Source organism: Nonomuraea sp. NPDC050383, from assembly GCF_044459125.1.
Classification (GTDB): domain Bacteria; phylum Actinomycetota; class Actinomycetes; order Streptosporangiales; family Streptosporangiaceae; genus Nonomuraea.
Genome location: NZ_JBITIP010000011.1, coordinates 15,494 through 41,077 on the forward strand (window position 1 = coordinate 15,494; position 25,584 = coordinate 41,077).

A 25,584-nucleotide genomic window follows, 5' to 3' on the forward strand; every position below is an offset into this window, starting at 1 on the left:
AGGCAACGGAATAGCCGGCTTCGAGCCCCGGGTCATGTCATGTCGCGCCGATCGCGCAGGATTTCGACGCCGTCGCCGTCAAGTTCATCGCAGTACACGGAGCGTCCGGTCGTGGCCATCACCAGTGCCAGGGTGGTGCCGGACACCAGCGGGCCGGAGCCCGTGGTGAAAGGGCTGTCGGTGGCGACGAGTCGGAGGCCGGCGATCCGTCTCTTGGCGGCGACGACCAGGTCCGAGCTCTGGTAGCAGTCGGCTACCCGGGTGAGGGTCTCGATCGGGTAGTCATGGTGGATGCCCAGCGGTCGCCGGATGTCCTCGGCATGCACGATCGGCTCACCCAGCATCGCGATGACCGGGAGAGGCGGTTTGGTGGTGCTCGTGATGATGCGGCGGAATCCTCGGCTTTGTGGGGGCTGTCGGCTGTGGGCGCGGGCGGTGCATGCACCTGCCTGTGGCGAATCGACCGGAAGTACGGCGTAAGAGGACGGACCGGCGAAGGCGGTGTTGCCGGTGGGCTACCGGCGTGGGCCACCGGTCCAACGGGCCTGTGGTCCCTGCGGCATCGGTCCTGCCTGCGCCGTCCGCCCAGTGGCAGCGTGCGCGCTGCTGCCGTGGTGCTGCGCGACGAGCGGTCGTTGGGCCGGGGGCGCGGTGGCCGCGGTCTGCTGGGTCCGGTGCGCGCCGAAGACGATCAGTGCCCACAGCAGGCAGCCGAAGGCGGCGGTGTGGAGCAGGGCGCGGACGATGTTCCAGGCGACCCAGCTGCTCTCGAAGTCTTCGCGTGCGGCGGCCAGGTTCTTGACGTGGTCGGGGCTGCCGGCCTTGGCGAGCTGGTCGTTGAGGGGGACGTTGAGACCGCTGGTGACCATGAAGGCGAGCAGGTAGAGCGCCAGCGCGGCGATGAGCCACGGCAGCGCGGGCCGTCCGTGGCCGCGCCAGGCCAGGACGATGGCAAGGCCGAGCAGGGGGACCGTGGCCATGAAGGGCAGCATGAAGACGGGGTTGAGGATGGCCTTGTTGATGTTCTGCATCGCCTCGACGAAAGTGCGGTCGGAGGAGCGCGCCAGGCCCGGCATGACGGAGTAGGCGAAGGCCGCGAACAGGCCGGCCATCAGGCCGGTGGCGAGGGCGGTGAGTATCAGGGTGGTCTGCAGCAGGATTTTCATACGTGCTGCCTTTCGTTCCAGATGCCGGTGGCGGCGGTGCGGCGGGCGTGGTCGGCGAAGTCGCGCGGAGCGCGGCCCAAAGCGCGCCGGACGCCGTCCGCGAGGTGGGCGTTGCAGCCGTCGAGGACGGAGGTGAGCAGGTGTCCGAGTAAGTGCTGTTCACCGACGATGCGCCAGGAGTGCGCGACGTTCCTGGCGATGGCGGCCTCCAGGCGTACGGACGACGGCGGCTCCTGGCGAGACCCCCCGCGGTTCTATCGACCGGCTGGAGCCCAAGCCGGGCTGCTCGGTAGCGGCCGGACAGGTTCCGGGGTGCGGTCGACCAACGGCGTGCGTGCCGTGGCATCACCGGATTCGGGACTGCAGGATTTGTTCGAGGGTCTCTCTGCCCTGGAAGTGGAGGGCGGTCCAGCCCGCGGCGCGGGCTGCGTCGGTGTTGGCGGCGCTGTCATCGACGAAGAGGATGTCGTCCGGGTACGCGCCCAGTTGTTTCGCAGCGGCGTCGAAGGCGGGCAGGGCGGGCTTCCGGTGTCCGAGGCGGTGGCTGAACAGTAGGTGGTCGAAGCAGTCGAACATCGTGGGGTACAGCCGCAGCAGCGTCTCCTGCTCCAGCGGGCCGTTATTGGTGAACAGCGCCAACTGCCGTGCGCCGCGGTGGCGTTCCAGCATCTCCCGGACGGCATAATCGGGCCGGAAGGCGCTGCACCAGGCAGTGTCGAGGTCGTCGTCGCTGCCGGTGAAGCCGGTGGCGGCACGGATACGGACCCGGATATCCGCCGTGTGCGGGTACGTGCCCGAGTCACACTCGGCGCTGAACCCGGACCGCCACAGCAACTCGTCCAGGCTGTCCGCGGGAAGCGCGAAGATATCGGCCATGTGTTGCAGGCGATGGGCGTGGTCGAAGTGGAACAGGACGCCGCCGAGATCGAGAACCAGAATCCGGGGGCTCATGCGGTGACCTCGCGCGCGGCGGCCCGGATTTCACCGAGCAGGAGGGTGAGGTCGTCCTCGGTGGTGTCCGGGTGCAGGATGCAGGCGCGCAGGGCCGCGGCACCGGAGAGCTGCGTGCCGGTCAGGAAAGTGCGCCCACGGCGCTGAACGGCGGCCGGGATCGCCTTGTTCAGTGCTTCCACCCGGTCTGTGTCGAGGTTCGGCGGCCGGTGGCGGAATGCGACGATGGACGTGACGGCCGGGGCGAGGAGTTCGAAGTCGTACGAGGCTTCGACCAGTTCGGCGAGGGTGCGCGCGAGCGCCGTGGTGTGCTGCACGAGGCGAACGATGCCGTCCCGTCCGAGGTGGGCGATCGTGGCCCACACGCGCAGCGCGCGGAACGGGCGGGTCTGTTCGGTGCCGTACTCGGAAAACCAGCCGAGCTCCCCGGCATCCTCGTCACGCAGGTAGGGCGGGACCAGGCTGAAGGCGTCGCGTGCACCGGCCGGCTCGCGGAAGAGGACGCAGCCGGCGTCGACGGGGACGCCGAGCCACTTGTGCGGGTCCAGGGCCAGAGAGTTCGCCCGTTCCAGCCCGGCGTACCGGAGGGCGGCGTCCTGGGCGAGGATGCCGAGGGCGCCGTAGGCGCCGTCGATGTGGTACCACAGCCCGTGCTCGGCGGCGATCACGGCGATGTCGTCCAGCGGGTCGACGGCCCCGGTATTGACCGTTCCCGCGCTCGCGGCGACAAAGAACGGCCGCACCCCGGCCCGCCGGTCGGCCGCGATCAGACGGCGCAGCTCGCCGGTGTCCATACGGAATGCCGCATCGACCGGGACGGTGCGCAGGTGTCGGGTGCCCAGGCCGAGGAGTTCGGCCGCCTTGCGCAGGCAACTGTGGGCCTCGGCGGACACGTAGAGCGCCAGCGGACGCTGCCCGTACAGTCCGGCCTCGCGCACATCGTGGCCCTGGTCGCGGAGCGCCTGGTGGCGGGCGGTGGCCAGTGCCACGACGGTGGCCATGGAAGCTCCGCTGGTCAACAGCCCGCCCCCCGTGCGGTGGGGGAATCCCACCAGTTCCGCCAGCCACCGCACAGCGGTGCGTTCCAGCAGAACGCCGGCGTGGTCTCCGCCCGCGCAACTGGGATTCATGGCCGCGGCCAGGGGAGCCGTCAAGACACCGGCAGGCGAGGGCGGGGAGTTGACCCAGCCGAAGAACCGGGGGTGCCCGTTGCCCATCGGATACGGCAGGATGCGGTCGCGCACCTCGTCCAGCAGGTCCGTCAGCGGGCGGCCGCCGGCGGGCAGCGGCTGCTGGGTGAGCCATGTGCGGTCCGCCTCGGGTACCGGCCGCCACACCGGTCCTTCTGCCACGCACGCCAGGTGATCGGTTGCGAGATCCGCCGCCGACCGGGCTGCTTTCCGCAGGTCATGCACTGTGCTTTCCTCCCGATGTGTGGTGGCGCGTGGGGTCGGCTGCCGGGGCCAGTGCCATGGCCAGGTAGTACACGCACACGCCCGTGGAGTCGTTGGCGAAGGCGTGCCGGCGGGTGCCGGGGAAATAGGCCGCGTCCCCAGCCTCGAGACGGTGGGTCACACCGTCGACGACCAGGCGCAGACACCCCTGTTCCACCGCCACGTACTCGTGCGAGCCCGGCGCGTGCGGAGAGAACTCTCCGGCGTCCACGCCCGGTTCCAGGGTGGTGCGCATGAACTCGAATTCGATGTCCGGCAGGACCGGGGAGAGGATCCGCCGTTCCCACCCGGCGGGGTCACGTACCACCTGCTGCCGGTCACTGGCGAGTACCACGACGTCGGGGCGCACCGGTTCGTCCAAGAGCCGCGCGATCGAGGTGCCCAGGGCGGTTGCCAGGCGGTCGAGAACCAGCACGCTCGGTGTCTTCGCGCCGCGTTCCACCTCGGACACCATGCTGCGGCTCACACCGCTGAGCTCGGCGAGCCGTTCCAGGCTGACACCCCGGGCGCGGCGCTCGCCCCGGATCCTGGCCCCCAGTTCGGACATGGACAGTCCACTGGTCAAAGTAGTGCCGTCACTCATGTCCTCCACTATAGAGAAGGAAGTCCACTATAGGAAAGGCGCCCCGTCGCCTGGCGGGTGGTTGGCCTTTGAGCGCGGGTGGTGGTTGTAGGTGTGCAGCCAGGTGGGGAAGGTGTCGCGTCGTTCCTGCTCTGAGTGGTAGGGGCCAGGTCGAAGCGGCGCACGCCGGCGTGCTCGAAGGAGGCCGTCACGCCCCCATGCGCTCGGCCACGTCGATGGCCTGCGCGCTCTGCGCTACGATAAATGAAATATACATTCCAGATAAACAGAAGGCTCATTTCAGATGTCAACAGGTCGCAGGGCCGACGCCGTACGCAACAGGGGGCTCGCGCTCGAGGCCACCAAGGCGCTGCTGGCCAGGCCCGGCGTCACCCTCACCGTCGAGTCCATCGCCAAGGAGGCCGGCGTGGGGACGGCCACCGTGGTGCGCAGCTTCGGCGGCAAGGAGGCGCTCATCGACGCGGCCGTGTCCGCACTGCTCGGCCCGGTGGTGCGGCGCGCCAGGGACCTGCTGGAGCAGAACGGTCCGGAGCAGGCACTGCGGACGTTCCTCGCCGAGCTGATCGCCTTCCAGTCCGCCCACCACGCGATCAATGACCAGCTGACCGGCATGGACCTGCCCGCCACCACGGCTCGGCGGGCGGAGCTCGTGCGGGTCATGGAAGAGATGATCGCCGGGGTCCGGGCGAACGGCGGCATCCGGACCGACATCGATCCGGCCGTCACGATGGTCATGCTCGGCGAGGTCGTCTACGCGTTCGCGCGCTCGCAACCCGCTTCGCCCGAGCTGGTCGACGGCTTCATCACGGTCGTCATGGACGGCCTGCGCCCCCAGCCGCCCGCCCGCTGAAGCCGGGCGTCAGAGCAGGGTCCTGAGCTCCTTGCGTGAGGGGAGGCCGAGCTTGCGCAGGGCGCTGGAGACGTGGCTCTCGACCGTGCGCCTGGACAGGAACAGCTCGGCGGCGATCTCCTGGTTCGTCTTCCCCGCCGCCGCCAGCAGCGCCACCTCACGCTCCCTCGACGAAAGGATCTGGCCGTGGGACGGGCGGCCGCCGCGCCAGGGGTACGGGATGGGCACGCCGTTCCGGCGCATGACGCGGCAGATCCGGGCGATGTCGCGGTCGGCGCCCATCGCGCCGTACAGGCGCAACGCGCCCTCCAGCAGCCCCCCGCCGTCAGCCGCGCCCTGCTCGCAGCGCCATCGGCCGAGGCGCTCGCCGGTCAGGGCCTCCTCGTAGCGCAGGCCGGCGTCCTTCAGCACGGTACGGGCCCCGTCCAGCAGCCGGTCGGCCGCAGAGGGCCCCGAAGCACGCGCGAGGACGGCGCGGGCGGTCAGCAGGGCCGCCTGGGCGAGGGGCGCGTCGGCGCCGGCGATCCCCGCGGCCAGCTCGTCCACCAGCTCCACCGCCTCACCCGCCCTGCCCAGCGCGTCGAGGGAGTCCACCAGGCACAGCACGCTCTGCGCGCCCCACACCCAGTTGCCCTTCGCCCGTACCCGTACCAGCGCGGCCGTCGCCTGCTCGGCCGCGCCGGCCGCGTCGTCCAGCGTGAGGAGGAGCCGGGACAGCGCCGTCCGCGCGGGGATGAGCGGCCACACCGCCCCGACGCGTTCGGCGATCGCGATGACCTCGGTCAGGGCCGCCACCGCCTCCTCGGCCGGGCCCGTGGCCGCGAGCAGCGTGCCGTGCAGGAGCCGTACGTCCAGGGTCGCGGCGGCGAAGGTGGCCGGAGCGCTGTCCCCGAGGTGGCGGACGCGGCCGGCGAGCCCGTCCCAGCGTCCCGCCGCGTGGTCGGCGGCGGCCGTCACCAGCTCGACGATCTCCGCCAGCCGCAGGTACTCCGCCTGGTCCACCACCTGGCGTCCCTCGGCCAGCAGCGCCTCGGCCCAGTCCAGGTGACCGATGTGCAGGGCGCCCTGCGCCCAGTTGAGGCAGGCGCGGGCGTGCTCGCGCGGCGCGGCCCGGAGGCCGTCGTCGTGCCGCAGCTCGTCGATCAGCCGCCGGCTCGCCGGGTCGCCCTGCTCCAGCAGCAGCGAGGCGCGGGTGATGCGGACCGCGACGCCGACGTCGGGGTCGCCGCTGCGGCGCGCGGCCTCCTCCGCCTCGTCGCACCGGGCGGTGTGCTCGCTGATGTGCCGGTCCACGACGGTCTCGGGCGCGGCCAGTACGGCGAGGGCGCGGCCGAGCAGGGCGGGCCGGTCGGCGAGGTCGTCCAGCGCCTCCTCGATCCGCAGGTGGCCGGCGCGGGCCTCGCCCTGCTGGCGCAGCAGACGGCCCAGGGCGAAGCGCAGCTCGCCCCGGAGGTGGGCGGGCAGGGGCTCGGTGGCCAGCAGACGTTCGAGAATGGGCACGGCCTCGGCGTGGGCCAGCCCGTCCACGGCCGCCCGGCCGAGCTTGACGGCCAGCCGTACCCGCACGTCGCCGGGCAACTCGCCGGTCTCCAGCGCCTGGAGCAGGAACCGCGCGGCCGTGGCGTCGTCGCCGTGGGACATCGCCGTGCCGGCGGCGGCCTCCGCGTTCTCCACGAACTCCGTCGTACGGCCGGCGTGCAGGTAGTGGTGGGCCAGCCCGGCCACCGGCTTCGGGCCCGGGCGGGACTCCAGGGCGCGGGCCGTCCTGAGGTGCAGCCAGCGGCGGCCCGACACGGGCCGGGCCTCGTAGACGATCTGCCGCGCCAGCGCGTGCCGGAAGCGGCACCCGCCGTCCTGCTCGTGCAGGAGCCCGACGGCCTGCGCCTTGGCGAGCGCCCGGGCGACCTCGGCCGGGCCGTGCTCGGTGACGTCCGCGAGGACGTGCTCGTCGGGCGTCATGCCGACGACGGCCGCGGCGCCGATGATCTCCTGTGCCGTGTCGTCGAGCGAGGCCAGGCGCTGGAGCACCACGTCACGCAGCACGGTCGGCACCGCGAGACCGGCGAGGACGTCGGCCCGGCCGGGGATCTCGCCGGCGGGCAGCCGTTCGAGGAGCGTGCGGAGCACCTCCTCCACCACGAACGGGATGCCGCCCGTCTTCTCGTACAGCGGGGCGGTGAACGTGCGCGGGAGGTCCGCCTTGAGGATGCCGGCCGCCAGCTCCTCCACCTCGGAGCCGCTCAGCGGGGCGAGGCCGATCGTCAGCGCCGGGCCGGACGGCGCCCGGGCGAACGCCTCCCGCAGCGGCAGGGGCCCGGCCGCGGGGCGGATCGTGACGATGACCGACAGGTCGCGCGGCTGGTGGGAGGCCAGGAAGGAGAGGAAATCGTGGGTGCCGCCGTCGGCCCAGTGCACGTCCTCCAGGACGAGGACCAGCGGGCTCAGGTGGTCGAGCAGCGCGACGGCCGCCCGGAACACCCGGTGCCGCTCGGCCCGCTGGTCGTGCAGCGCGGGCGGGGGCGGCGGGAGCTGCCCGGCGATCTCCGGCAGCAGTGGCGCGAGGGCCCCGGTCACCGGGTTCAGCGGCCGGGACCGTGCCAGCTCGGCGCCGGTCAGCCGGATGGCGTCGAGCACGGGAGACAGCGGCAGGGGCTCCTGGAGCTGCTCGCACTGGCCCACGAGCCTGCGGACGCCGGCCAGCTCCGGGGTGGCGAGGAGCTCTCCCACCAGGCGGCTCTTGCCGATGCCCGCCTCGCCTTCGACGAGGACGAGCGAGGGCGGGGAGGCGACGGCCGTACGCAGGAGCGCCAGCTCGGACTGCCGTCCGACGAGGACGTCCGACAGCGAGCCCGAGGGGCGGCGGGGCGGCGCCAAGGGCATCCGGCCAACCCCCTCTCGCTCACCACCAGCAGGTTAGCGGATCTCTCCGTCCGGGTTAGGTGGCAAAAATCCGTATACGGTACGGATCACCCGTATGGCCGGATCTCGTTAGCCTCAGCGATCGTCCGCTTTGATCGGCGGCGATGCACGGAGGGCAACGATGGAACTGTCCAAATCCGCTGGCCATGGTCGTAGACGGCTGTCGGCGACGCTGGCGTTGACCGGGCTGATGCTGGCCGGAGCCGCCTGGCCCGGTGGCCCGGCCTCCGCCGAAGCCGGCCCGGAAGAGCAGAAAATTTACATAGTTCACATGGCCGAGGACCCCGTCGTGACGTACGAGGGGGACAGGGCCGGGCTGGCCACGACCAAGCCTCAGCGCGGCGAGAAGATCGACCCGCGCTCCGCCGAGGTCACCACGTACGTCGACCACCTGCGCGGCCGGCACGACGCCACGCTGCGCAAGGCGGGCGGCGGCAAGAAGCTGTACGAGTACGTGTACGCGTTCGAGGGCTTCGCCGCGAAGCTGACCAAGGACCAGGCGGCGCAGCTGAGGGCGTTACCGGAGGTCGTGGCCGTGACCGAGGACAGGAAGGTGTCGGTGGCGACGTCCTCGACGCCGTCGTTCCTGGGCCTCGACGCGCGGGGCGGCCTCTGGGACCGGCTCGGCGGCCCGGACGGCAAGAAGGGCGCGGGCGAGGGCCTGGTCATCGGCGTCATCGACAGCGGCATCTGGCCGGACGCCAAGAGCTTCGCCGGCACCGACGGCAAGGGCAAGCCGTACCCTCCGGTCAAGGGCTTCCACGGCGAGTGCGAGCAGGCCGGCGACGACTCCTGGGACCCCAAGGCGTGCAACGGCAAGCTCGTCGCGGCGCGGCACTTCACCGCCGCGTGGGGCGGCGACGCGGCGGTGAAGGAGTACTTCCCCTGGGAGTACCTGTCCCCGCGTGACTACAACGGCCACGGCACGCATGTGGCCTCGACGGCCGGTGGCAACCACGACGTGCCCGCGACCGGCGCCGCCGCGACGTTCGGCAAGGTGAGCGGCATCGCGCCGCGCGCCCGGATCGCCGCCTACAAGGCGCTCTGGTCGACGCAGGACGCGTCCACGGCCAACGGGTACACCTCCGACCTGGTCGCCGCCATCGACCAGGCGGTGGCCGACGGCGTGGACGTCATCAACTATTCCGTCTCCGGGACCAGCACGGACTTCCTCGACCCGGTGGAGATGGCGTTCCTGTCGGCCGCGGAGGCGGGCGTCTTCGTCGCCGCGGCGGGCGGGAACGACGGCCCGGCCGCGTCGACCGTCGCGCACCCGTCCCCCTGGATCACCACGGTCGCGGCGGGCACGCACAACCGCGGCGCCCAGGGCTCGGTGACGCTCGGGAACGGCGCCACGTACAGCGGCGTCTCGCTGGCGGCGAAGGCCGGCCCCGCGCCCCTCGTCGACGCGACCGCCGCGGCGCTGCCCGGGGCCGACCCGACACGCGCCGCGCAGTGCTACACCACCAAGGACAACGACGGGAAGCCGGTCCTCGACCCGGCCAAGGTCAAGGGCAAGATCGTCATCTGTGACCGCGGGGTGACGCCCCGGTTCAACAAGAGCGCCGCCGTCGCCGAGGCGGGCGGCGTCGGCATGGTCCTGACCAACGTGGACGAGAACTCCCTCAACGCCGACCTGCACACGATCCCCACGGTGCACCTCGACGTCAAGGACAGGCAGGCGGTCAAGGACTACGCCGCCACCCCCGGCGCGACGGCGACGATCGACCAGGCGAAGATCAGCACCGACGTCCCGGCGCCGTACATCGCCTCGTTCTCCTCGCGCGGCCCGCTCAGCGCGGGCGGCGGCGACCTGCTGAAGCCGGACCTGATCGCCCCCGGGCAGGACGTGCTGGCGGCGGTGGCGCCGCCGGGCAACAACGGGCAGGAGTTCAACGTCCTCAGCGGCACCTCCATGGCCTCGCCCCACGTCGCCGGACTGGCCGCGCTGCTGAAGGACCTGCACCCGGACTGGTCGCCCATGACGATCAAGTCGGCGCTGATGACGACGGGCTCCGACGTCCGCGACGGACCCGGCACGGAGCCGGCGGTCATCTTCGGCGAGGGAGCCGGGCACGTCACCCCGAACAGCGCCGCCGACCCGGGCCTGGCCTACGACAGCGGCGTCGACGACTGGTCCGCGTTCCTCTGCGCGACCACCAAGGGCGTCGAGGACAAGGTCTGCCAGGCGCTGGCCAAGGCCGGCCACTCGCTCGACCCGAGCGACATGAACGTCCCCTCCATCGCGGTCGGGCGGCTGGCCGGCACCCAGACGGTCACCCGCAGGGTCACCAACGTCGGCCGCTCCACCGCCACCTACACGGCGTCCACCTCGGGGCTGGCCGGGATCACGGCCAAGGTCTCCCCGAGCCGGCTCACGCTGCGCGCGGGTGAGACCAGGTCGTTCACGGTCACGTTCACGCAGGCCACCGCCCCGATGAACGTCTACCGGGGTGGCCGGCTCACCTGGAAGGACGGCCGTCACACGGTGAACGTCCCCGTCCTCGTCCGCCCGGTGCCCGAGAAGTGGGCGGCCACCTTCGGCGCCGCGGGCGGCGTCGACTCGGCCGAGCAGACCGTCCTCGACCCCGGCGGCAAGCGGCTCTACGTGTCGGGCGTCAGCTACGACCCGGCCCCGGGCGTGCTCAAGCCGCGCATCGCCACCGTCGCCTACGACCCGGCCACCGGCGCCGAGGTCTGGAACGCGGGCTACACCGGCCCCGCCGGCTGGGACGAGGTCGAGTCGCTCGCGGTGAGCCCCGACGGCTCCAAGGTGTTCCTCGCCGGGCTCAGCACCGGGAAGGACACCAGCAGCGACGCGGTCGCCATCGCGTACGACGCCGCCACGGGCAAGGAGCTGTGGGTCGCCCGGCACAACGGGGCGGGCAACGGCTCCGACTTCGCCAACGCGCTCACGGTCAGCCCCGACGGGAAGACCGTGTACCTCACCGGCATGAGCACGATGGGCGAGGCGGGCAAGGAGGACTACGTCACCGTCGCGTACGACGCGGACAACGGAACACCCAGGTGGACGTCGTACTTCGACGGGCCCGGAGGGGGCACGGACGACGCGCGGGTGGTCGAGGTCAGCCCGGACGGGTCCACGATCTTCGTCACCGGCCAGAGCTCGGGGCCGTCGGGCACGGGCCTGGCCGACTGGGGCACCGTGGCGTACGAGGCGGGCACGGGCCGGCAGCTCTGGACCGCCGCCCACAACGGCTCGGCCAACGCCATCGACATCCCCGTCGCCGCGACGGTCGCCGCGGACGGCAAGACCGTCTTCATCACCGGCTCCGCCGAGAACCGTGACACGCAGACGGACATGACCACCATCGCCTACGACACCACGACCGGAAAGGAGCTGTGGGCCGACCGCTTCGACGGCCCCGCCCACCTCAGCGACAACCCCCACGACATCACCCTCGCCCCCGGCGGCGGCAAGCTGTACGTCACGGGCAACACCACGGGCGAGGGCACCGAGGCCGACTACACCACCGTCGCCTACGACCCGGCCACGGGACAGCGGTCGTGGGTGCAGCGCCACAACGGCCAGGCCAACCGCGACGACTACGCCTGGGACGTCGCGGTGACGCCGGACGGCGGCAAGGTCGTCGTCACCGGTGAGAGCTCCGACGACGAGTCGGCGGGCGACGACTACGTGACGATCGCCTACGACGCCGGGACCGGTGCGCCGCTCTGGACCGGCCGCTACGACGGCCAGGTCGCGGCCCGCGACAGCGCGCACGCGCTGGCGGTGGACACGGCGGCCGGCACGGGGGTCCGCCTCTTCGTCACCGGGGTGAGCGCCACGGGCGGCACCCCGCCCGACGCCCTGGAGATGGACTTCGCCACGGTCGCCTACTTCGAACCGTGGAAGCGCCCATGACGGCCTGACACCAGGTGCCCCCGGCTCTTTCGTGCCGGGGGCATCCGCGTTCCACGGGGGATCTCAGTGGCGGAGGCGGGCGGCGATGCCGTCCAGGACGCATGCGAGGCCGGCCTCGAAGGTCGCGTCCGCGTCGATGTGGGTGGCGTCGTGGACCCAGCGGGCCAGCGTGGGGTAGCGGCCGGTGGCCAGCATCCGGGTGAGGTACGGGCCGGAGGCGATCTGCCACTGCCGCTCGTCCAGGCCGGTGTCCCGCTCGGCGCGCAGCCCGGCGACCTGGGTCCTGATCGCCCCGACCAGGTAGACGTTCACCGTCTGGACGGCGTGCTGCACCGTGTCGATGTGGTCGAAGCCGGGCGCGCCGTCGAGGGCGGCCAGGGACGCCTCCAGGCGGGCCAGCGCGTTGGGACCGAGGTGCGGCCGTCCGCCGAGCAGGTCGGCGAACCACTCGTGCCGCAGGGCGGCCTCTCTGGTGCCGTGGGCGAGGGAGCGCAGGGCGCTTCGCCAGTCGTCGCCGGTGCGGGCCGGCCGGGGCATCTCGCCGTACACGGCGTCCACCATGAGGTCCAGCAGCTCTTCCTTGGTGGACAGGTAGCCGTACAGCCGCATCGGGCCCGCGTCGAGCGCGGCGGCGACCTTGCGCAGCGACACCGCGTCCAGCCCGTCGGCGTCGGCCAGCTCGATCGCGGCCCGCACGATCCCGTCCCTGCTCAGGGGGGTCGGGGCGGGCCTGGCCGGTGGCTCGGGCCGCTCCCACACCAGCGTCGGCTCGCCCTCTCCGGCCTCTCGTCGCGCCACCTTCGCGCCTCCTCTCCTTGCGCAGGCCTGTCCGTACGGGACACTGTATCGGCAACATACGTTGTATCGCCGAGCGGAAACCGGTTGCCGGGCAGGTGGGCGGTTCTGCACCATCGCCTGGATGAACGTTCCGTACCGGCAGATCCGTGCCACCTTCACCGACGAGTCCATCACCGTCTACCAGGCATACGACCCCGCCATCGCCGGCCCGGCCGTCGCCGCGCAGCGCTTCGTGCCCCCGTTCAAGCGTGAGCGGATGACCTGGATCAAGCCGTCCTTCCTGTGGATGATGTACCGCTGCGGCTGGGCCGCCAAGCCCGGCCAGACGAGGGTCCTGGCCATCGACATCACGCGGGACGGGTTCGCGTGGGCGCTGGAGCACGCCTGCCTCAGCCACCCCGAAGGCCGTCCCGAAGGCCGTCCCGAAGGCCGTCCCGAAGGCCACTCGGACGGCCTCCCCGACGGCCACTCCGACGGCGCCGCCGACGCGGCCGGGTGGAAGGCACGCCTGCGCGCCAGCCCGGTCCGGATCCAGTGGGACCCCGAGCGCGACCCGCACCACAACGCCCTGCCGTACCGGTCGATCCAGGTGGGCCTGTCCGGTGAGGCGGTGACCCGCTACCTCGGCGAGTGGATCGTCGCGATCACGGACGTGACCGGCCGTGTCCACGACCTCCGGCGGGCCCTTCGCGACGGCCGGGACATCACCGGCCTGCTGCCCGCGGAGCGCCCGTACCCCCTGCCCGCGGACCTCGCCCGCTCCATCGGCGCCACTCTCCCGGCGGAGCGGGGCGTGTAGCGTCGTGGGCATGCGGCTTCATGTGGGATGCGCCATGTGGACTCACACACCGTGGCGGGGACGCTTCCTGCCGCACCCGCTGCCCCCCACCGAGCGCCTGCGGGCCTACGCCACCTGGTGCGACGCGGTGGAGGGCAACACCACCTTCTACGCCACCCCGGCGAGGAGCACGGTGGAGTCGTGGGCGGCGCAGACCGATCCCGGCTTCCGCTTCGTGGTCAAGCTGCCCAAGCCGATCACCCACCAGCGCCGCCTCACCGGCGCGGGCGAGGAGCTGCGGGCGTTCCTGGACGCGATCGAGCCGCTCGGGCCCCGGGCGCACGCCCTGTGGGTCCAGTTGCCGGGCTCGTTCGGCCCGAACGACCTCGGCACGCTCGCCGCGTTCCTCCAGCGGCTCCCCGAGGGGCACCGGTACGCCGTCGAGGTGCGGCACCGCGCGTTCTTCGAGGACGTACGGGCCGCCCGCGCGCTGGAGTCGGTGCTCGGCCGCGTCGGCACCGAGTGGATCCCGTTCGACACCGTCGCGTTCTTCGACAGCCCGCCCACCAGCGACGCCGAGCGTGACGCCTGGACGAAGAAGCCGCGCGTGCCCCGTCGCGCGACGGCTCTCACCGACCGTCCGATCGTCCGCTACCTCGGCCGGGACGACATCACGCGCACGGTCGAGGGCTGGCGGCCGTGGGTGGGCACGGTCGTGGAGTGGCTGCGCGAAGGCCGCTCCCCGACGGTCTTCGTCCACACCCCGGACAACGCCGAGGCGCTGCCCCTCGCCCGCCGCTTCCACGACGAGGTCCGCGCCCTGGTGCCCGAGCTGGAGCCGCTGCCCGAGCCCATGTCGCCGTCCGACGCCACCGGGACCGAGCCGCTGACTCTCTTCTGAGACCCCGCGGTGTCGGCGCGCCTGGTCAGAGAGACTGTTTCAGGACGCCGTCCTGTCGGCGATCAGGGCGGCGCGCAGCCGTTCGTACGTGGGGGCCAGGCGGCGAAGGCCGGCCGCGAGCACCGTGTCGTCGCCCGATACGAGCGGACCCTGCAGGCCACCGACGATGCGGGCCTGCTCCGCGGCGACGGCCGCCGCGTCGGGGCTGAGGGACGACAGGCAGGCCGCCAGGTCGTTGAGGCGGCGGGCGCCCACCCGCACCCCGAACGCCTGCCACAGCATCCTGATCTCGGGATCCAGCCCTTCCTCCACCAGCTCGGCCGTGCGCTCGGCGGCCTCGGCCTGCCCCAGCGTGCCGGGAGGGACCTCCACGTCCGTCCTTCCTGCCAGCCAGGCCAGTCCGGCGGGCAGGGAGCACCGCAACGCCTCCTCCGGGCTGACCTGCTTGCGCCGGGTGAACCTGTGCCGCATCCGGAACGGCCGCTCCAGGTAGGGGATCAGCTCTCCGTGCCACGCCTCGGCGAAGGCGTCGACCGGCAGTGTGGCGTACGGGTAGCCCTGCGGGTCGTGCACGAGCACGGTGTCGCCGTCCACCTCCAGCACCACCACGTAGTGGTCGGCGCCGACCGCTCTGCCGGACCCGGGTTGGTATGCCAGTAGACCGAGCTCAAGCGGTCCGGCCAGCACCGGGCCGTCCTGGCAGGCCCGGTGCAGCCGGTCGAGCGCCGCTGCCGCCGTCCCGCCGTCCGCGCACTCGCACTCCCAGCCGAGCAGGCCGATCGCGGCGTCGATCCCGATCTCGGGGTCCCAGCCGAACGCGTCGAACAGCGGTAGTCGGCCACCGATGAGCTGCATCCCGTACGGCGAGCCTGTCAGGACCTCGATCACAGCCGGAGGCGGCGCATCGCCGCCCAGGACCATCGCAAGGGAGTTGGCGTAGCAGTACGGCCCGGAGCCGACGTAGGTGACAGACATGCTCCGCACCGTTCCGCCTGACACGGTGTCAGGGTCAAGCCCGTCTGCGTCCGCCTCGTAACGGGCCCTCGGCTCGGCGGCACCGGCGACACTGCTGCGTCGGCGTGCGCCAGGCATCACGGCTCCATGTGGGTGAGGTCGAGCCGGGCCAGGCGGTCGGGGTCGGACAGGATGTCGATCGTGGCGATCTTGCTGTCGGAGATGGTGAAGCTCATGACGGAGATCAGCTGGTCGTCGATGGTGTTCACCAGGCCGGCAAGGCCGTTGATGATCGCCGGGTGGGTGGCGGTGCTGGTGGCCATACGCTGGAAGGTGGCGAGCTTCCCGGCCACGGCCGCGGCGCCCCTGATGACCTGCATGCCGCCGGTGAGCGTCCCGCCGTCGGCGCGTAGCACCACGTCGGGGTCGAGAATGGACATCAGCGCGGCGAAGTCGCCGTCGCGGGCGGCGGCCAGGAAGGCGTCCACCACCCGGCGTTGACTGCTCACATCGGGGTCGGGGTTCGGGGCTGCGCCGCCGACGCGCCGGCGCGCGCGGCTGGCGAGCTTCTTGGCTGCCACGGGGGTGCGGTCCACGATGGGCGCGATCTGCTCGAACGGCAGGCCGAACATGTCATGGAGCACGAACGCCAGCCGTTCGGCCGGGGTCAGGCACTCCAGCACGACCAGCAGCGCCAGGCCCACCGAGTCGGCCAGCAGCACCTGCTGCTCCGGGTCGGCGGCATCCGCGCGGCTGATCACCGGATCGGGCAGCCGGTCCTCCAGCGACTCCTCGCGTCGAGACCTGCGGGCGCGGAGCATGTCCAGGCACACCCGGCCGACCACGGTGGTCAGCCAGCCACCGAGATTGTCGATGTCCCCCGAATCTGAGCGCGCCAGCCGCAGCCATGCCTCCTGGACCGCGTCCTCGGCCTCGCTCAGCGAGCCGAGCATGCGGTAGGCGACCGCCTTCAGATGGGGGCGGTGCCCCTGGAACCGGTCGGCCAGAAAGTCGTGGGGCGTCACGATCGCATTCCTCTCCATCGGCGAACGTCATCCCGATGACGCATCAAACCGAGGAAAAGTGACCGCGAACGCACCCCGTCACCTTTCCCCCGGACCATCCGTCGTGCCCCTGCCAGACACTCATTCACGAAGGGTTGCCGACGATGAGCACGATGGATGTCCACGGAACGGTCGCGGACGGCTTCGAGCGGGTGCGCGCGGAGTTCGCCGCGGTGGTGGCCGAGCAGGACGGCCAGGTGGGCTCGCAGCTGACCGCCTACGCGCACGGCCGGCGGGTGGTCGACCTGTGGGCCGGGGACGAGGTGAACGGTGACACGCTGACCGGCGTCTACTCCTCCACCAAGGGTGCCGCGACGCTGGTGGCGGCGCTTCTGGTGCAGGAGGGGGTCCTCGATCTCGACGAGCCGGTGGCCCGGCACTGGCCGGAGTTCGCCGCCGCGGGCAAGGACGGGATCACGCTCCGGGACGTGCTGACTCACCGCTCCGGCGTCATCGGCGTCGACGGCGGGCTGTCGGCGGCCGAGCTGGCCGACGACGCGGTGATCGCGCGCCGCCTGGCCGGGCAGCGCCCGTACTGGCGGCCGGGTTCGGCTTACGGCTACGGTGGGTTCGTCACGTTCGCCCTGGTGAACGAGGTGATCCGGCGGGTGATCGGGCAGTCGCTGCAGCGGGTCTACGACGAGCGTATCCGGACCCCGTACGGGCTGGACCTCTACCTGGGGCTGCCCGCGGCGGAGGAGGAGCGGTTCAGGCCGATCGAGTGGTGGACGGCCACCCCGGAGCAGGAGGCCGCGTTCTGGTCGAACGTGCCCGGACCGAACAGCATCCTCGGCATCGGTTACGGGCTCAACAGCACGCCGCCGCTGGACCAGGTGGCCTTCGCCAACACCCGCGCCGTCCGCGCCAACGGCCAGGCATCGGCCGGCGGGGTGGGCAGCGCCCGCGGCCTGGCCGGCCTGTACGCGGCGGCCGTCTGGGGCATCGAAGGGCAACCTCCGCTGCTCAAGCCGGACACCGTCGGGGAGTTCGCCCAGCTGCACTCCATCGGCGCTGACCTGGTCCGCGGCGATCAGGGCAACTACGCGCTGGGCTTCCAGGCCAAGGGCATGCGCTACCCGTTCCTCGGCGCGAACGCGTTCGGCCACGACGGCTCGGCGGGCTCGGAAGCCTTCGCCGACCCGTTCAGCGGCATCGCCTTCGGCTACACCCGGCGCCGCTTCGGCTTCGGCTGGTCCTACCCCGAACACGACCGGCTGGCCGCCGCGGTGCACGACGCCGCGGCGAGTAGCCCCTGGTGAAAGCCCATCGCCGCACCGGTCACCTTCGGTCCGTGCGATCCGTCATAGCGGCGAAACACCGTTCAGAAAGGAACCTCACCACCATGACCACCACCGAGCAGCAGAACCGCCAGTCGCGCCTGCCCAACCCCGCCGTGCTCGTCCCCGAGCTGAAGGACATCGGCGGACCCATGTTCAAGGCGACGGGGAACGGCTCCATTCCGCAGGCCACCATCAGTCTGGTCCAGCTGCGCGCCGGTCAGATCGTCGGCAACACGTACCTGACGGTCCTGCACACCGGCAACCTCCGCAAGGCCGGGGAAACAGAGGAGCGCATCACCGCCGTGGCGTCCTGGCAGGACGCCCCCTACTTCACCGACGCCGAACGGATCGCGCTCGCCCTGGTAGAGGCCGTCCTCACCCCGAACCCGGCCGGTGAGCGCGTCCCCGACGAGCTGTACGAGCGGGCGTGCGAGCACTACGACGACAAGGCGCTCGCCACGCTCACCATGGCGATCGGCCAGGTCTGCTTCTTCATTCCGCTGGCCCTCATCGGCAAGCCGCTGCCCGGTGTGTCACCGGCGGAGCAGTGGAAGCAGTAAACCCACCAGCGGCACTCGCCCAGGGTGAGGACGCGGCGCCTGCGCCTCACCCTGAGCACCCCCGCCGGCCGGCCTTCGTGCGCGGCAGTCAGCCGCCATCCGGGCGGGGAACGGCTGGTACCAGGACGTCCAGGACATGAAGACCTCCGCGCCTACCCACCGAGCATCACCAGTTCGAGGTCCCTCAGGTATGCGGGGTCGGCGAGCAGGTCGACGTGCGTGATCTTGTCGTTCGTGATGGTGAAGGCGAAAACGATCCGTGGCCGTCCACCCGGCGCCCATACCAGACCCGGTGCCCCGTCGATGAGCGCGAGCTCGGCGGCCCGGGCCCGGCCGGCGAAGGTCTCGGCCACGCCGTCCGCCCCTCGTACCAGTCTCGCCGCGCCGGAGAGCACGGCGGTGCGATCCGCGCTGATCTCCACGTCCGGGTCGAGCAGCGCGAGCAGGGCCGTGAAGTCACCGCCACGTGACGCGGCCTGGAAGGCTGCGACGATCTCCCGCTGCCTGGCGGGATCGGTCCCGGTGTCCGGGGTCGTCGTCTGCTGTACGCGTCGGCGGGCGCGGCTGGCCAGTTGCCGGGCCGCGGCAGGCGAACGGTTCACGATCAACGCGATCTCGCCGAACGGCACAGCGAACATGTCGTGCAGGACGAACGCGATCCGTTCCGCGGGCGCGAGCATGTCGAGCACCACCAGCAGCGCCAAGCCGACCGATTCGGCGATGACCACCTCGTGCTCGGGGTCGTCCGCCTCGCGAAGGTCGGCCATCGGGTCCGGCCCGGAGGCGCGTAGCGGCTCCTCGCGGCGTGTCCTGCGATCGCGCAGCATGGTCAGCGCCACCCGTGCGACGATCGTGGTAAGCCAGCCCGGCACGTTCCGCACGTCCTCCGCGCCGGCGCGGCTGAGCCGTAGCCATGCCTCCTGGAGTGCGTCGTCGGCCTCGCTCGACGAGCCGAGTAGCCGGTAGGCCACTGCCCACAGATGGTCGCGATGCTGCTGGAACCAGCCGGCCAGCAGGTCCTTCTCCTCCATTGACGCCGTCCCTCCCGTGTCGCCTGTAACGGGATGACGGAGGAGACCTCGAAGAGGTGACAGGCGGCTTGCTGTCACATCCTCTTCCCGCGGCGCGTCATCAGGGTGGAAGTCCAGCCCATGGAGCGGAGAGACACATGCAAGCACGGATGAAGAATCCTGCCGCCGTCCTGCCGGCGGCGATGGCACCCGTCCAGGAGCTCTTCAAGGCCGCCCGGACGGGCGGGGTGCCGGAGACCACGCTGGGGCTGGTGCACCTGCGCGCCAGCCAGATCAACGGTTGCGGCCCCTGCGTGGAGTCGGGTGTCCGTACCGCCAGGAAGAGCGGCGAGAGCGACGAGCGGATGGGGCTGCTCGTGGCCTGGCGGGAGACGCCGTACTTCACCGACGCCGAGCGGGCCGCGCTGGCCCTCACCGAGGCCGCCACTCGGCTCGCCGACCGTACCGACCCGGTCCCCGACCAGATCTGGGAGGAGGCGACCCGGCATTACGACGAAGCGGGGCTGGCCGCGATCGTTCTGATGGCGGCGGTGACGAACCTGTCGAACCGGCTCAACGTCACCACCCGGCAGCCCGCGGGCCAGAAGTGGGGCTGAGCCGTGGCGAACACGACGGAGTGCTCATGACCGCACGTACGTGGCCGCGACGGCTGTCCACGATCCTTTACTGGTATCTGGCCGTGTCGTTCTTCATCGGCTTTGTCACCAAGTTCTGGCCCGGGCCGACATTCTTCGGTCCGGCCTACGCGGAGAAGTTCGTCGACTGGGGCTGGCCGCCGTGGATGCGGTTCGTCGTCGGCGCCCTGGAGCTCGTCCTCGGACTGATGATGATCGTCCCGCGGCGGCGGGTCAGGTTCATCGGTGCCGCGGGTCTGGTGTTCGTGCTGATCGGCGCGGTGACGACCCACCTCATCGATGTCGCCCCCTTGTACGAGGAGGTATCGGCGCCGTTGCACCTGATCATCATGATCGGCGTTGCGCTGGCGAACTGGCCATCGGACTGGCGGGACCTTCTCCATCCCCTCGACGACCGGAGTGCCCGCGCGGTGCCGAGCTCGTCGGTCGGCCGGGCGTCGACCGTCCGGTAGGAGAAACCGGCATGGCCATGATCCAGCTGGTGATCATGGCCATGCCGTCCCGCGGTGCCGGTTTCAACTGGTCGCCGGTTCGCCGCTTCCATCGTGAGAGGGCAGGAGGTCGACGACGACCTCGTAGATGCTGGGCCGCGTGGTGATGTGCAGGCCGGGATCATTGAGCAGCCGCTGGGCGCTCTCGTGCCATTCGGGCCTGCTCAGCGCCTCTTCCAGCTGCCTCCCGCTCTCCCACTGGGCCACGTTGACGAACCGCAGCTCAGCGTCGTCGATCATCGATCGGTGCAGCCGGGCACGGATGAATCCCGGTTGCCTGGCCATGATCTCGGCGTTCTCCTCCCACAGCGGCAGGAACGCCTCCGACTCCTCTATCGGTACGGTGAAAGCGTTGATCATGGTGATCGGCTCGTCGACAGGCGTTTCGGTACGGGTGATCGGAACTTCCATCATGATTTCTCCCTTGCGGTCGGTTGTGATCGGCGATGAGAGCGTCAGTTGGCCATGCCGATGACCTGCTTGACCGTTTCCGGCCGGTCGAGCACCGCGAGCATGGCGTGGGCCACGTCTGCGCGCGAGACGTACCGGCCGCCCGGCACGTTCTGTCCCACCGCCGTCCGGTAAGCGCCGGTCACCGGCTTGTCGGTCAGCTGCACCGGCCTGAGCACCGTCCAGTCGAAGCCGCTGTCACGCACGGCGTCCTCCATGACGGCCAGGTCCAGGTACTGCGGACGTAGCGCGGCCTTGACGATCGGATACACCAGGTAACGCAGGAACGGCCCATCGCCAGGGTCGTGCCGGGGCGGGTGGGGGCGGCCGGGAGAGGGCGTGGTGCCCACCGGGGCGGCGCTCACCACGATCAGTCGACGGGTCCCGGCGGCCCGCATCGCCGCGAGGATCGCCTTGGTGCCTCTGGAGGCCACCCCGGCCGCGGCATTGTTCGGCGGGCCGAGTGCCGACAGAACGGCGTCGGCTCCTTCGACGGCGGGCAGCAGCGTCGCGACATCGGCCGTGGCCATGTCAGCGGCACGCACGACGCGGACAGACTGCCCGTCCAGCTTGGCCGGATCCCGTACGACGGCCGTGACGTCGTGCCCCTTGGCCAGCGACTGGTCGAGCAGATGCCGACCGACGCCACCACTGGCGCCGAAGACGGTGAGTTTCATGGACGAATGCCTCCGGGTTCGTTGAAAGAGGTTGCGGGGCAGGTGATCCCCGCTCGTGCGCGGTCGCTGGCATATGGACACCCACTTGCTCGCGTTTCGTCTTCACCTGTTTGACGGGGCGGGTGCGGCGAAGGTGACGACTCTCGCAAGAGCTGCTCCGTGAGGTCGGCGGCCGAGTACGTTCCGTCGACCCCATGACGCGGCGCGCGGCGAAAATGTGACACGACCCGCACCGACGTCACCATGGCCCTCACCCTCATCCACCGCTCCCCGGAGGCGCTCCACCTCACGTGGTGACCGCCCCGTCAGGTCCGGCTCCGACCGCGGTGACGCTCGCCGTACGCCATGTCAGGTCCGGCTCGGAACGCGGTGACGCTCGCCGTACGCCATGAGGTGGGCGGCCGCGAGCGCCCGCCACGGGCGCCACCGCCCGGCCGTCCACGGGGCCGCGCCAGTCCGCGGCACGCCGAGCCGCTCCAGCGCGGCCAGCAGCGCCGGGTCCGCGAGCGGGAACGCCTCGCGCTGCCCCAGCCGCAGCCCGATGGCCTGGCGCAGGTCCTCGTCCAGGTACGGCAGCGCCCCCAGCGCGTCCGGGCTCGTGCCGTACCCGAGCGCACCGTCCCCGCCGGCGACGGCCGCGGCGAGCGCCGCGACCCGCGCCACCTCCGCCTCTCCCAGCCGGGAGGCCGTCTCCGGCAGGGTCAGCGCCGCGAGGGCGGGCCGGGTCAGCGCCCCGGGCTCCGGGAAGACGTGGGTCAGGCCGCCGGGCAGCCCGGGGACCGGCGTCCCGAGGTCCTCCACCAGCGCCTCCAGCCACCGGCCCCGGCCCAGGACCTCCTGTACGCCGATCTCCAGCGCGCTCCACGCCCCCGGCACGGCCAGCCCGGGCCGCTCCCGGACCACCGGCCCGAGCACCGGATCGGCGGACAGCGCGGCGACCCCGGCCGCGTGGTCGGTCTCCGTGCCGAGCAGCCGCCCCACCTGGTCCACCACGTGGATCAGCCCCTCCCAGTACGGCAGGTGGGCCCGCAGCAGCAGGTGCCCCGCGGTGTCGCCGGGCGAGACCTCCAGCACCCCCGGCGCGCCGTCCACGGAGATCGTGCGCCGGTACGTACGCCCCTCGACCGCCTCGACCCCCGGCACCGCCCGCGCCGCGAGGAAGTCCCGTACCGCGTCCCAGTCGTAGCCGGGCAGGACCGGCAGCCGCAGCGCGAGGCCACCGTCGGCGACGAGCCGGTCCGCGCGGTGCCGCCGGTCGCGCAGGTCGGTCGGCGAGGCGCGGAACACCTCACGCATGATCCGGTTGAACTGCCGCAGGCTCCCGAACCCGGAGGCGAACGCGATGTCCAGCACCGTCAGGTCGGTGTCGTCGAGCAGCCGCCGCGCGAAGTGCGCCCGGCGGGAGCGGGCGAGCTGGTCGGGGCTCGCGCCGAGATGCCTGAGGAACAGGCGCCGCAGGTGGCGCGGCGACAGCCCGACCCGCTCGGCGAGCGCCGCCTCGGTCCCCTCGTCGAGGACCCCGTCGATGATGAGCTGCCACGCCCGGCACACCAGCTCGGGCGTGTCGGCGGCGATGGGACCGGCCACGCGGTACGGCCGGCAGCGCAGGCAGGCGCGGAACCCGGCCGCTTCGGCGGCGGCGGCCAGCTCGTACGTGCGGGTGTTCTTCGCCAGCGGCTTCGCGCCGCACCCGGGCCGGCAGTAGATGCCGGTGGTGACGACGGCGGAGTACGTGGTCATGGGTCAGATGTACGACACCGCCCCCCCTGCCATGCCAGACATATCCGGACAACTGGGGATGGGAAGGTGTGCCCAGATCTGACCGGCCGCTCCCGGCGGACGGCCGGGTCAGAAGAAGCGGCCGAGCCGGAACGGGCGTACCACCAGCGGCACGGTGAAGCGGCTGATCAGCCGCACCTTCCGGATGCGCGTGTGCTCGTCGATCGTGACCTTGACGCACCTGAGGTGCGCGAGGTGGTCGCCCGGGAAGGCGTAGTAGGAGATGCCGACGGCGCGCCGGCCGAGCCCTCGGTCGGACAGGCCCAGCCCCACCTCGCGGTAGATGCGCCGTGAACCCTTCAGCGTGAACGCGGTGGACCCGATGAGCGCGTGGTTGGCCTTGACGGGGCAGTGGACGAAGACCCGCACCTCGTCGTTCTGGCGCGGCCACGGCGGCAGGATCCGCAGGGACGTGCGTTTCTTCCAGTCGTCCGGCACGGGGCCGCGGACGGCGGCCGTGGAGACGGACGGGCGAGGGAGAGCGGTTGCGGTGGCCGGGCTCATCACGAGAACGGCGGCGGCTCCCATTCCCGCGACGGAACGCATGGATTCCTCCCGCCGGGCGTTCGCGACCAGGTGATCACCTCATTATGTCGAGCGTTCGCGGTGGAAAAGCGCGCCACGCCGTACAACACTCCTGAACGGCGCCCCCGCCGAATTCCGCACCGAAATGCCGTGCCCCGCGCATCGAAATCGAGTGCGTGATCAATATGTGATCGAGAAAGCGCTTGATGGCGTTTGTAGTGTTTTAAGATCGCTGTCTTGTGAACCCGCCTGAGGACCAGCCCGAGCTGGACGTCGACGCGGCGTTCGCCCGCCTGACGGCCGGCGTGCGCCTGAAACCGCCGGGACTGGGATGGCGGCTCCGGCTGGCCTTCGCACCGGGCTCCCGGCTGCGGCGGCGGGTGCTGATCGTGACGGTCTGCCTGGTCGTGCTGGCCGCGGGCGCCCTGACCCTCCGGGCCGTGGACCGCCCGGACCCGGTGCCGCCGCCATCGGACGACTCCACGCCCTTCCTGACTGCCCTGCCCGCCATCGAGCGGGACGCCGTCAGTCGATGATGGGGTTCGCGTGCTCAGCTCCCGGTCCACCGGCCGCGGCCCGGAGGCTGAATCCGCCCCTCTGAGCTCGCCTGCGAGAAGTCCCGGTGCGAATGCGGGCAAAAAGGTCTACCTGGCACTACCGACCCCTGGGGCCGCGCGCGGATAGTGTCGCGGCGTGCTCGTCAGGACCGCGCCGGAAGCGCTCACCCAGCGGCCGATCCCCTTCCTGAGGTCGGCCTGGCCGTGGCGTTCGCTGGCCTACCTGCTGGCCGCGGTCGTGCCCGGCCTGCCCGTCATGGGCGTCGTGGCCGGGGTGGCGGTGACGGCCTCCCCGGCCGTCGCGGTCGCCGGCGTGGCGGTGGTCGCGCTGCTCACCCCCGTGGTGGCCCGCTACGAACGGTGGCGGCTGCGGCTGGTGGACGACGTGCCGCTGCCCGTCACGCCCGGCGGGCTGCGCCGGGAGGCGGCGCTGGGCGGGGTGACGGTGCTGCTGCTGTGGTGGCTGGACGTGGTCATGGCGCTGTTCGCCGCGGTCGGGCTCGTGCTGCTGATCCTGACGCCGGTGGTGCAGCCCACCGTGAGCGTCCCCGTCGGGCTCGCGGCCTCGGGCCTCGGGGTGCTCCTGGTGCCCGTCGCCGCGTACACGCTCACCGCCTGGGCCGGGGCGAGGGGCGCCATGACCCGTGCGATCCTGGCCCCGCAGGCCGCCGAGCTGAGCGAGGTGCTGCGGTCGCGGGCCCGGCTCGTGGACGCGTTCGAGACCGAGCGACGCAGGATCGAGCGTGACCTGCACGACGGCGCCCAGCAGCGGCTGGTGGCGCTGACGATGAGCCTCGGCATCGCCCGGCTGGACCTGCCCGACGACACTCCGGCCGGACGGCTGGTGGCGCGGGCGCACGACGAGGCGAAGCAGGCGCTGGCCGAGCTGCGGGCGCTCATCCGGGGCGTGCACTCCCAGGTGCTCACCGACCGGGGACTGCCCGCCGCCGTCCGCGACGTCGCCGGCCGCTCGCCCGTCCCGGTCGAGGTGGAGCTCGCGCTGGAGGAACGGCTGCCCCCGGCCGTGGAGGTCACCGCGTACTACGTCGTCACGGAGGCCCTCACGAACGTCGCCCGGCACAGCGGCGCGAGCGCGGCCCGCGTCACCGGCCGCGCCGAGGGCGGCACGCTGCTCGTGGAGATCCGCGACGACGGCCGCGGCGGGGCCGATCCGGGGCGCGGCAGCGGCCTGACCGGCCTGGCCGACCGGCTCGCCGTCGTGGGTGGCAGGCTGTCGGTGTCCAGCCCGGCCGGCGGGCCCACCCTGGTGCGAGTGGAGATCCCGTGCGCGTAGT

General features: G+C 72.0%; 24 protein-coding genes. 10 read left to right on the forward strand and 14 right to left on the reverse strand.

Translation table 11 applies throughout. The annotated features are described in order from the left end of the window. Nucleotides 1-32: 32 nt before the first annotated feature. The 5 genes from ACIBG4_RS25895 to ACIBG4_RS25915 all read right to left on the reverse strand — a co-directional run bounded on the left by ACIBG4_RS25895 (nucleotide 33) and on the right by ACIBG4_RS25915 (nucleotide 4,154). The gene (locus tag ACIBG4_RS25895; protein ID WP_397204014.1) at nucleotides 33-344 is read right to left on the reverse strand and encodes a hypothetical protein; all 312 of its coding nucleotides are present in this window, start codon (nucleotides 342-344) and stop codon (nucleotides 33-35) included. 171 nt (nucleotides 345-515) lie between these two features. Further along, complete coding sequence (locus ACIBG4_RS25900) at nucleotides 516-1,166, reverse strand: DUF1772 domain-containing protein (RefSeq protein WP_397204015.1); 651 nt, start codon at nucleotides 1,164-1,166, stop codon at nucleotides 516-518. Nucleotides 1,167-1,511: 345 nt separating this feature from the next. Next, complete coding sequence (locus tag ACIBG4_RS25905; RefSeq protein WP_397204016.1) at nucleotides 1,512-2,117, reverse strand: HAD-IA family hydrolase; 606 nt, start codon at nucleotides 2,115-2,117, stop codon at nucleotides 1,512-1,514. Next, complete coding sequence (locus tag ACIBG4_RS25910; protein WP_397204017.1) at nucleotides 2,114-3,532, reverse strand: pyridoxal phosphate-dependent decarboxylase family protein; 1,419 nt, start codon at nucleotides 3,530-3,532, stop codon at nucleotides 2,114-2,116. The genes ACIBG4_RS25905 and ACIBG4_RS25910 overlap by 4 nt, the downstream gene beginning before the upstream one ends. Then, entirely contained in the window at nucleotides 3,525-4,154 is a 630-nt protein-coding gene (locus ACIBG4_RS25915; protein ID WP_397204018.1) for a helix-turn-helix domain-containing protein, read from the reverse strand. Before ACIBG4_RS25915 ends, ACIBG4_RS25910 begins: the two co-directional genes overlap by 8 nt. A gap of 283 nt (nucleotides 4,155-4,437) precedes the next feature. On the opposite strand from ACIBG4_RS25915, the gene ACIBG4_RS25920 reads away from it, so the two are divergent. After that, the gene (locus tag ACIBG4_RS25920; protein WP_397204019.1) at nucleotides 4,438-5,004 is read left to right on the forward strand and encodes a TetR/AcrR family transcriptional regulator; all 567 of its coding nucleotides are present in this window, start codon (nucleotides 4,438-4,440) and stop codon (nucleotides 5,002-5,004) included. A gap of 9 nt (nucleotides 5,005-5,013) precedes the next feature. Here the strand turns inward: ACIBG4_RS25920 and ACIBG4_RS25925 are convergent, their stop codons facing one another. Then, nucleotides 5,014-7,884: an AAA family ATPase gene (locus ACIBG4_RS25925; RefSeq protein WP_397204020.1), complete on the reverse strand. Its 2,871-nt coding sequence runs from the start codon at nucleotides 7,882-7,884 to the stop codon at nucleotides 5,014-5,016. Between the two features lie 310 nt (nucleotides 7,885-8,194). Here ACIBG4_RS25925 and ACIBG4_RS25930 point away from each other — a divergent pair, with 310 nt between their 5' ends. After that, a complete protein-coding gene (locus ACIBG4_RS25930; RefSeq protein ID WP_397204021.1) occupies nucleotides 8,195-11,809 on the forward strand; it encodes a S8 family serine peptidase in 3,615 nt (1,204 codons plus the stop codon). Between the two features lie 63 nt (nucleotides 11,810-11,872). Here the strand turns inward: ACIBG4_RS25930 and ACIBG4_RS25935 are convergent, their stop codons facing one another. Next, the gene (locus tag ACIBG4_RS25935; RefSeq protein WP_397204022.1) at nucleotides 11,873-12,607 is read right to left on the reverse strand and encodes a TetR/AcrR family transcriptional regulator; all 735 of its coding nucleotides are present in this window, start codon (nucleotides 12,605-12,607) and stop codon (nucleotides 11,873-11,875) included. 121 nt (nucleotides 12,608-12,728) lie between these two features. Between ACIBG4_RS25935 and ACIBG4_RS25940 the strand changes: the two genes are divergently transcribed. Beyond that, on the forward strand, nucleotides 12,729-13,406 hold the full coding sequence (locus tag ACIBG4_RS25940; RefSeq protein ID WP_397204023.1) for a DUF4291 domain-containing protein: 678 nt from the start codon (nucleotides 12,729-12,731) through the stop codon (nucleotides 13,404-13,406). Between the two features lie 34 nt (nucleotides 13,407-13,440). After that, nucleotides 13,441-14,286: a DUF72 domain-containing protein gene (locus ACIBG4_RS25945; protein ID WP_397204024.1), complete on the forward strand. Its 846-nt coding sequence runs from the start codon at nucleotides 13,441-13,443 to the stop codon at nucleotides 14,284-14,286. A 39-nt stretch (nucleotides 14,287-14,325) separates the two neighbouring features. On the opposite strand, the gene ACIBG4_RS25950 is transcribed toward ACIBG4_RS25945, so the two are convergent. Further along, nucleotides 14,326-15,261, reverse strand: a complete 936-nt coding sequence (locus tag ACIBG4_RS25950; RefSeq protein WP_397204025.1) for a hypothetical protein — start codon at nucleotides 15,259-15,261, stop codon at nucleotides 14,326-14,328. Nucleotides 15,262-15,377: 116 nt separating this feature from the next. After that, nucleotides 15,378-16,265, reverse strand: a complete 888-nt coding sequence (gene sigJ / locus ACIBG4_RS25955) for an RNA polymerase sigma factor SigJ (protein ID WP_397204026.1) — start codon at nucleotides 16,263-16,265, stop codon at nucleotides 15,378-15,380. 143 nt (nucleotides 16,266-16,408) lie between these two features. Between sigJ and ACIBG4_RS25960 the strand changes: the two genes are divergently transcribed. Together ACIBG4_RS25960 and ACIBG4_RS25965 are read left to right on the forward strand one after the other, a co-directional pair. After that, entirely contained in the window at nucleotides 16,409-17,563 is a 1,155-nt protein-coding gene (locus tag ACIBG4_RS25960) for a serine hydrolase domain-containing protein (RefSeq protein WP_397204027.1), read from the forward strand. An 83-nt stretch (nucleotides 17,564-17,646) separates the two neighbouring features. Beyond that, entirely contained in the window at nucleotides 17,647-18,144 is a 498-nt protein-coding gene (locus tag ACIBG4_RS25965) for a carboxymuconolactone decarboxylase family protein (protein WP_397204028.1), read from the forward strand. A 152-nt stretch (nucleotides 18,145-18,296) separates the two neighbouring features. On the opposite strand, the gene ACIBG4_RS25970 is transcribed toward ACIBG4_RS25965, so the two are convergent. Next, nucleotides 18,297-19,175 carry a sigma-70 family RNA polymerase sigma factor gene (locus tag ACIBG4_RS25970; protein ID WP_397204029.1) on the reverse strand — a complete coding sequence of 293 codons (879 nt, stop codon included), beginning with the start codon at nucleotides 19,173-19,175 and terminating at the stop codon, nucleotides 18,297-18,299. Nucleotides 19,176-19,312: 137 nt separating this feature from the next. Here ACIBG4_RS25970 and ACIBG4_RS25975 point away from each other — a divergent pair, with 137 nt between their 5' ends. Further along, nucleotides 19,313-19,771: a carboxymuconolactone decarboxylase family protein gene (locus tag ACIBG4_RS25975; RefSeq protein WP_397204030.1), complete on the forward strand. Its 459-nt coding sequence runs from the start codon at nucleotides 19,313-19,315 to the stop codon at nucleotides 19,769-19,771. Between the two features lie 26 nt (nucleotides 19,772-19,797). Continuing rightward, nucleotides 19,798-20,262 carry a DoxX family protein gene (locus ACIBG4_RS25980; RefSeq protein WP_310707656.1) on the forward strand — a complete coding sequence of 155 codons (465 nt, stop codon included), beginning with the start codon at nucleotides 19,798-19,800 and terminating at the stop codon, nucleotides 20,260-20,262. Nucleotides 20,263-20,325: 63 nt separating this feature from the next. On the opposite strand, the gene ACIBG4_RS25985 is transcribed toward ACIBG4_RS25980, so the two are convergent. The 4 genes from ACIBG4_RS25985 to ACIBG4_RS26000 all read right to left on the reverse strand — a co-directional run bounded on the left by ACIBG4_RS25985 (nucleotide 20,326) and on the right by ACIBG4_RS26000 (nucleotide 23,753). Next, nucleotides 20,326-20,715 (reverse strand): antibiotic biosynthesis monooxygenase family protein, encoded by a 390-nt coding sequence (locus ACIBG4_RS25985; protein WP_397204031.1) that lies wholly within the window; start codon nucleotides 20,713-20,715, stop codon nucleotides 20,326-20,328. A 41-nt stretch (nucleotides 20,716-20,756) separates the two neighbouring features. After that, nucleotides 20,757-21,428 (reverse strand): NAD(P)-dependent oxidoreductase, encoded by a 672-nt coding sequence (locus tag ACIBG4_RS25990; RefSeq protein WP_397204032.1) that lies wholly within the window; start codon nucleotides 21,426-21,428, stop codon nucleotides 20,757-20,759. A 348-nt stretch (nucleotides 21,429-21,776) separates the two neighbouring features. Then, nucleotides 21,777-23,168 carry an AlkA N-terminal domain-containing protein gene (locus ACIBG4_RS25995; RefSeq protein ID WP_397204033.1) on the reverse strand — a complete coding sequence of 464 codons (1,392 nt, stop codon included), beginning with the start codon at nucleotides 23,166-23,168 and terminating at the stop codon, nucleotides 21,777-21,779. A gap of 108 nt (nucleotides 23,169-23,276) precedes the next feature. Next, nucleotides 23,277-23,753 carry a hypothetical protein gene (locus ACIBG4_RS26000; protein ID WP_397204034.1) on the reverse strand — a complete coding sequence of 159 codons (477 nt, stop codon included), beginning with the start codon at nucleotides 23,751-23,753 and terminating at the stop codon, nucleotides 23,277-23,279. Nucleotides 23,754-23,971: 218 nt separating this feature from the next. Here ACIBG4_RS26000 and ACIBG4_RS26005 point away from each other — a divergent pair, with 218 nt between their 5' ends. Together ACIBG4_RS26005 and ACIBG4_RS26010 are read left to right on the forward strand one after the other, a co-directional pair. Beyond that, the gene (locus tag ACIBG4_RS26005) at nucleotides 23,972-24,268 is read left to right on the forward strand and encodes a hypothetical protein (protein WP_310707651.1); all 297 of its coding nucleotides are present in this window, start codon (nucleotides 23,972-23,974) and stop codon (nucleotides 24,266-24,268) included. A 157-nt stretch (nucleotides 24,269-24,425) separates the two neighbouring features. Continuing rightward, a complete protein-coding gene (locus ACIBG4_RS26010; RefSeq protein ID WP_397204035.1) occupies nucleotides 24,426-25,583 on the forward strand; it encodes a sensor histidine kinase in 1,158 nt (385 codons plus the stop codon). The last annotated feature ends 1 nt before the right edge of the window (nucleotide 25,584 follow it).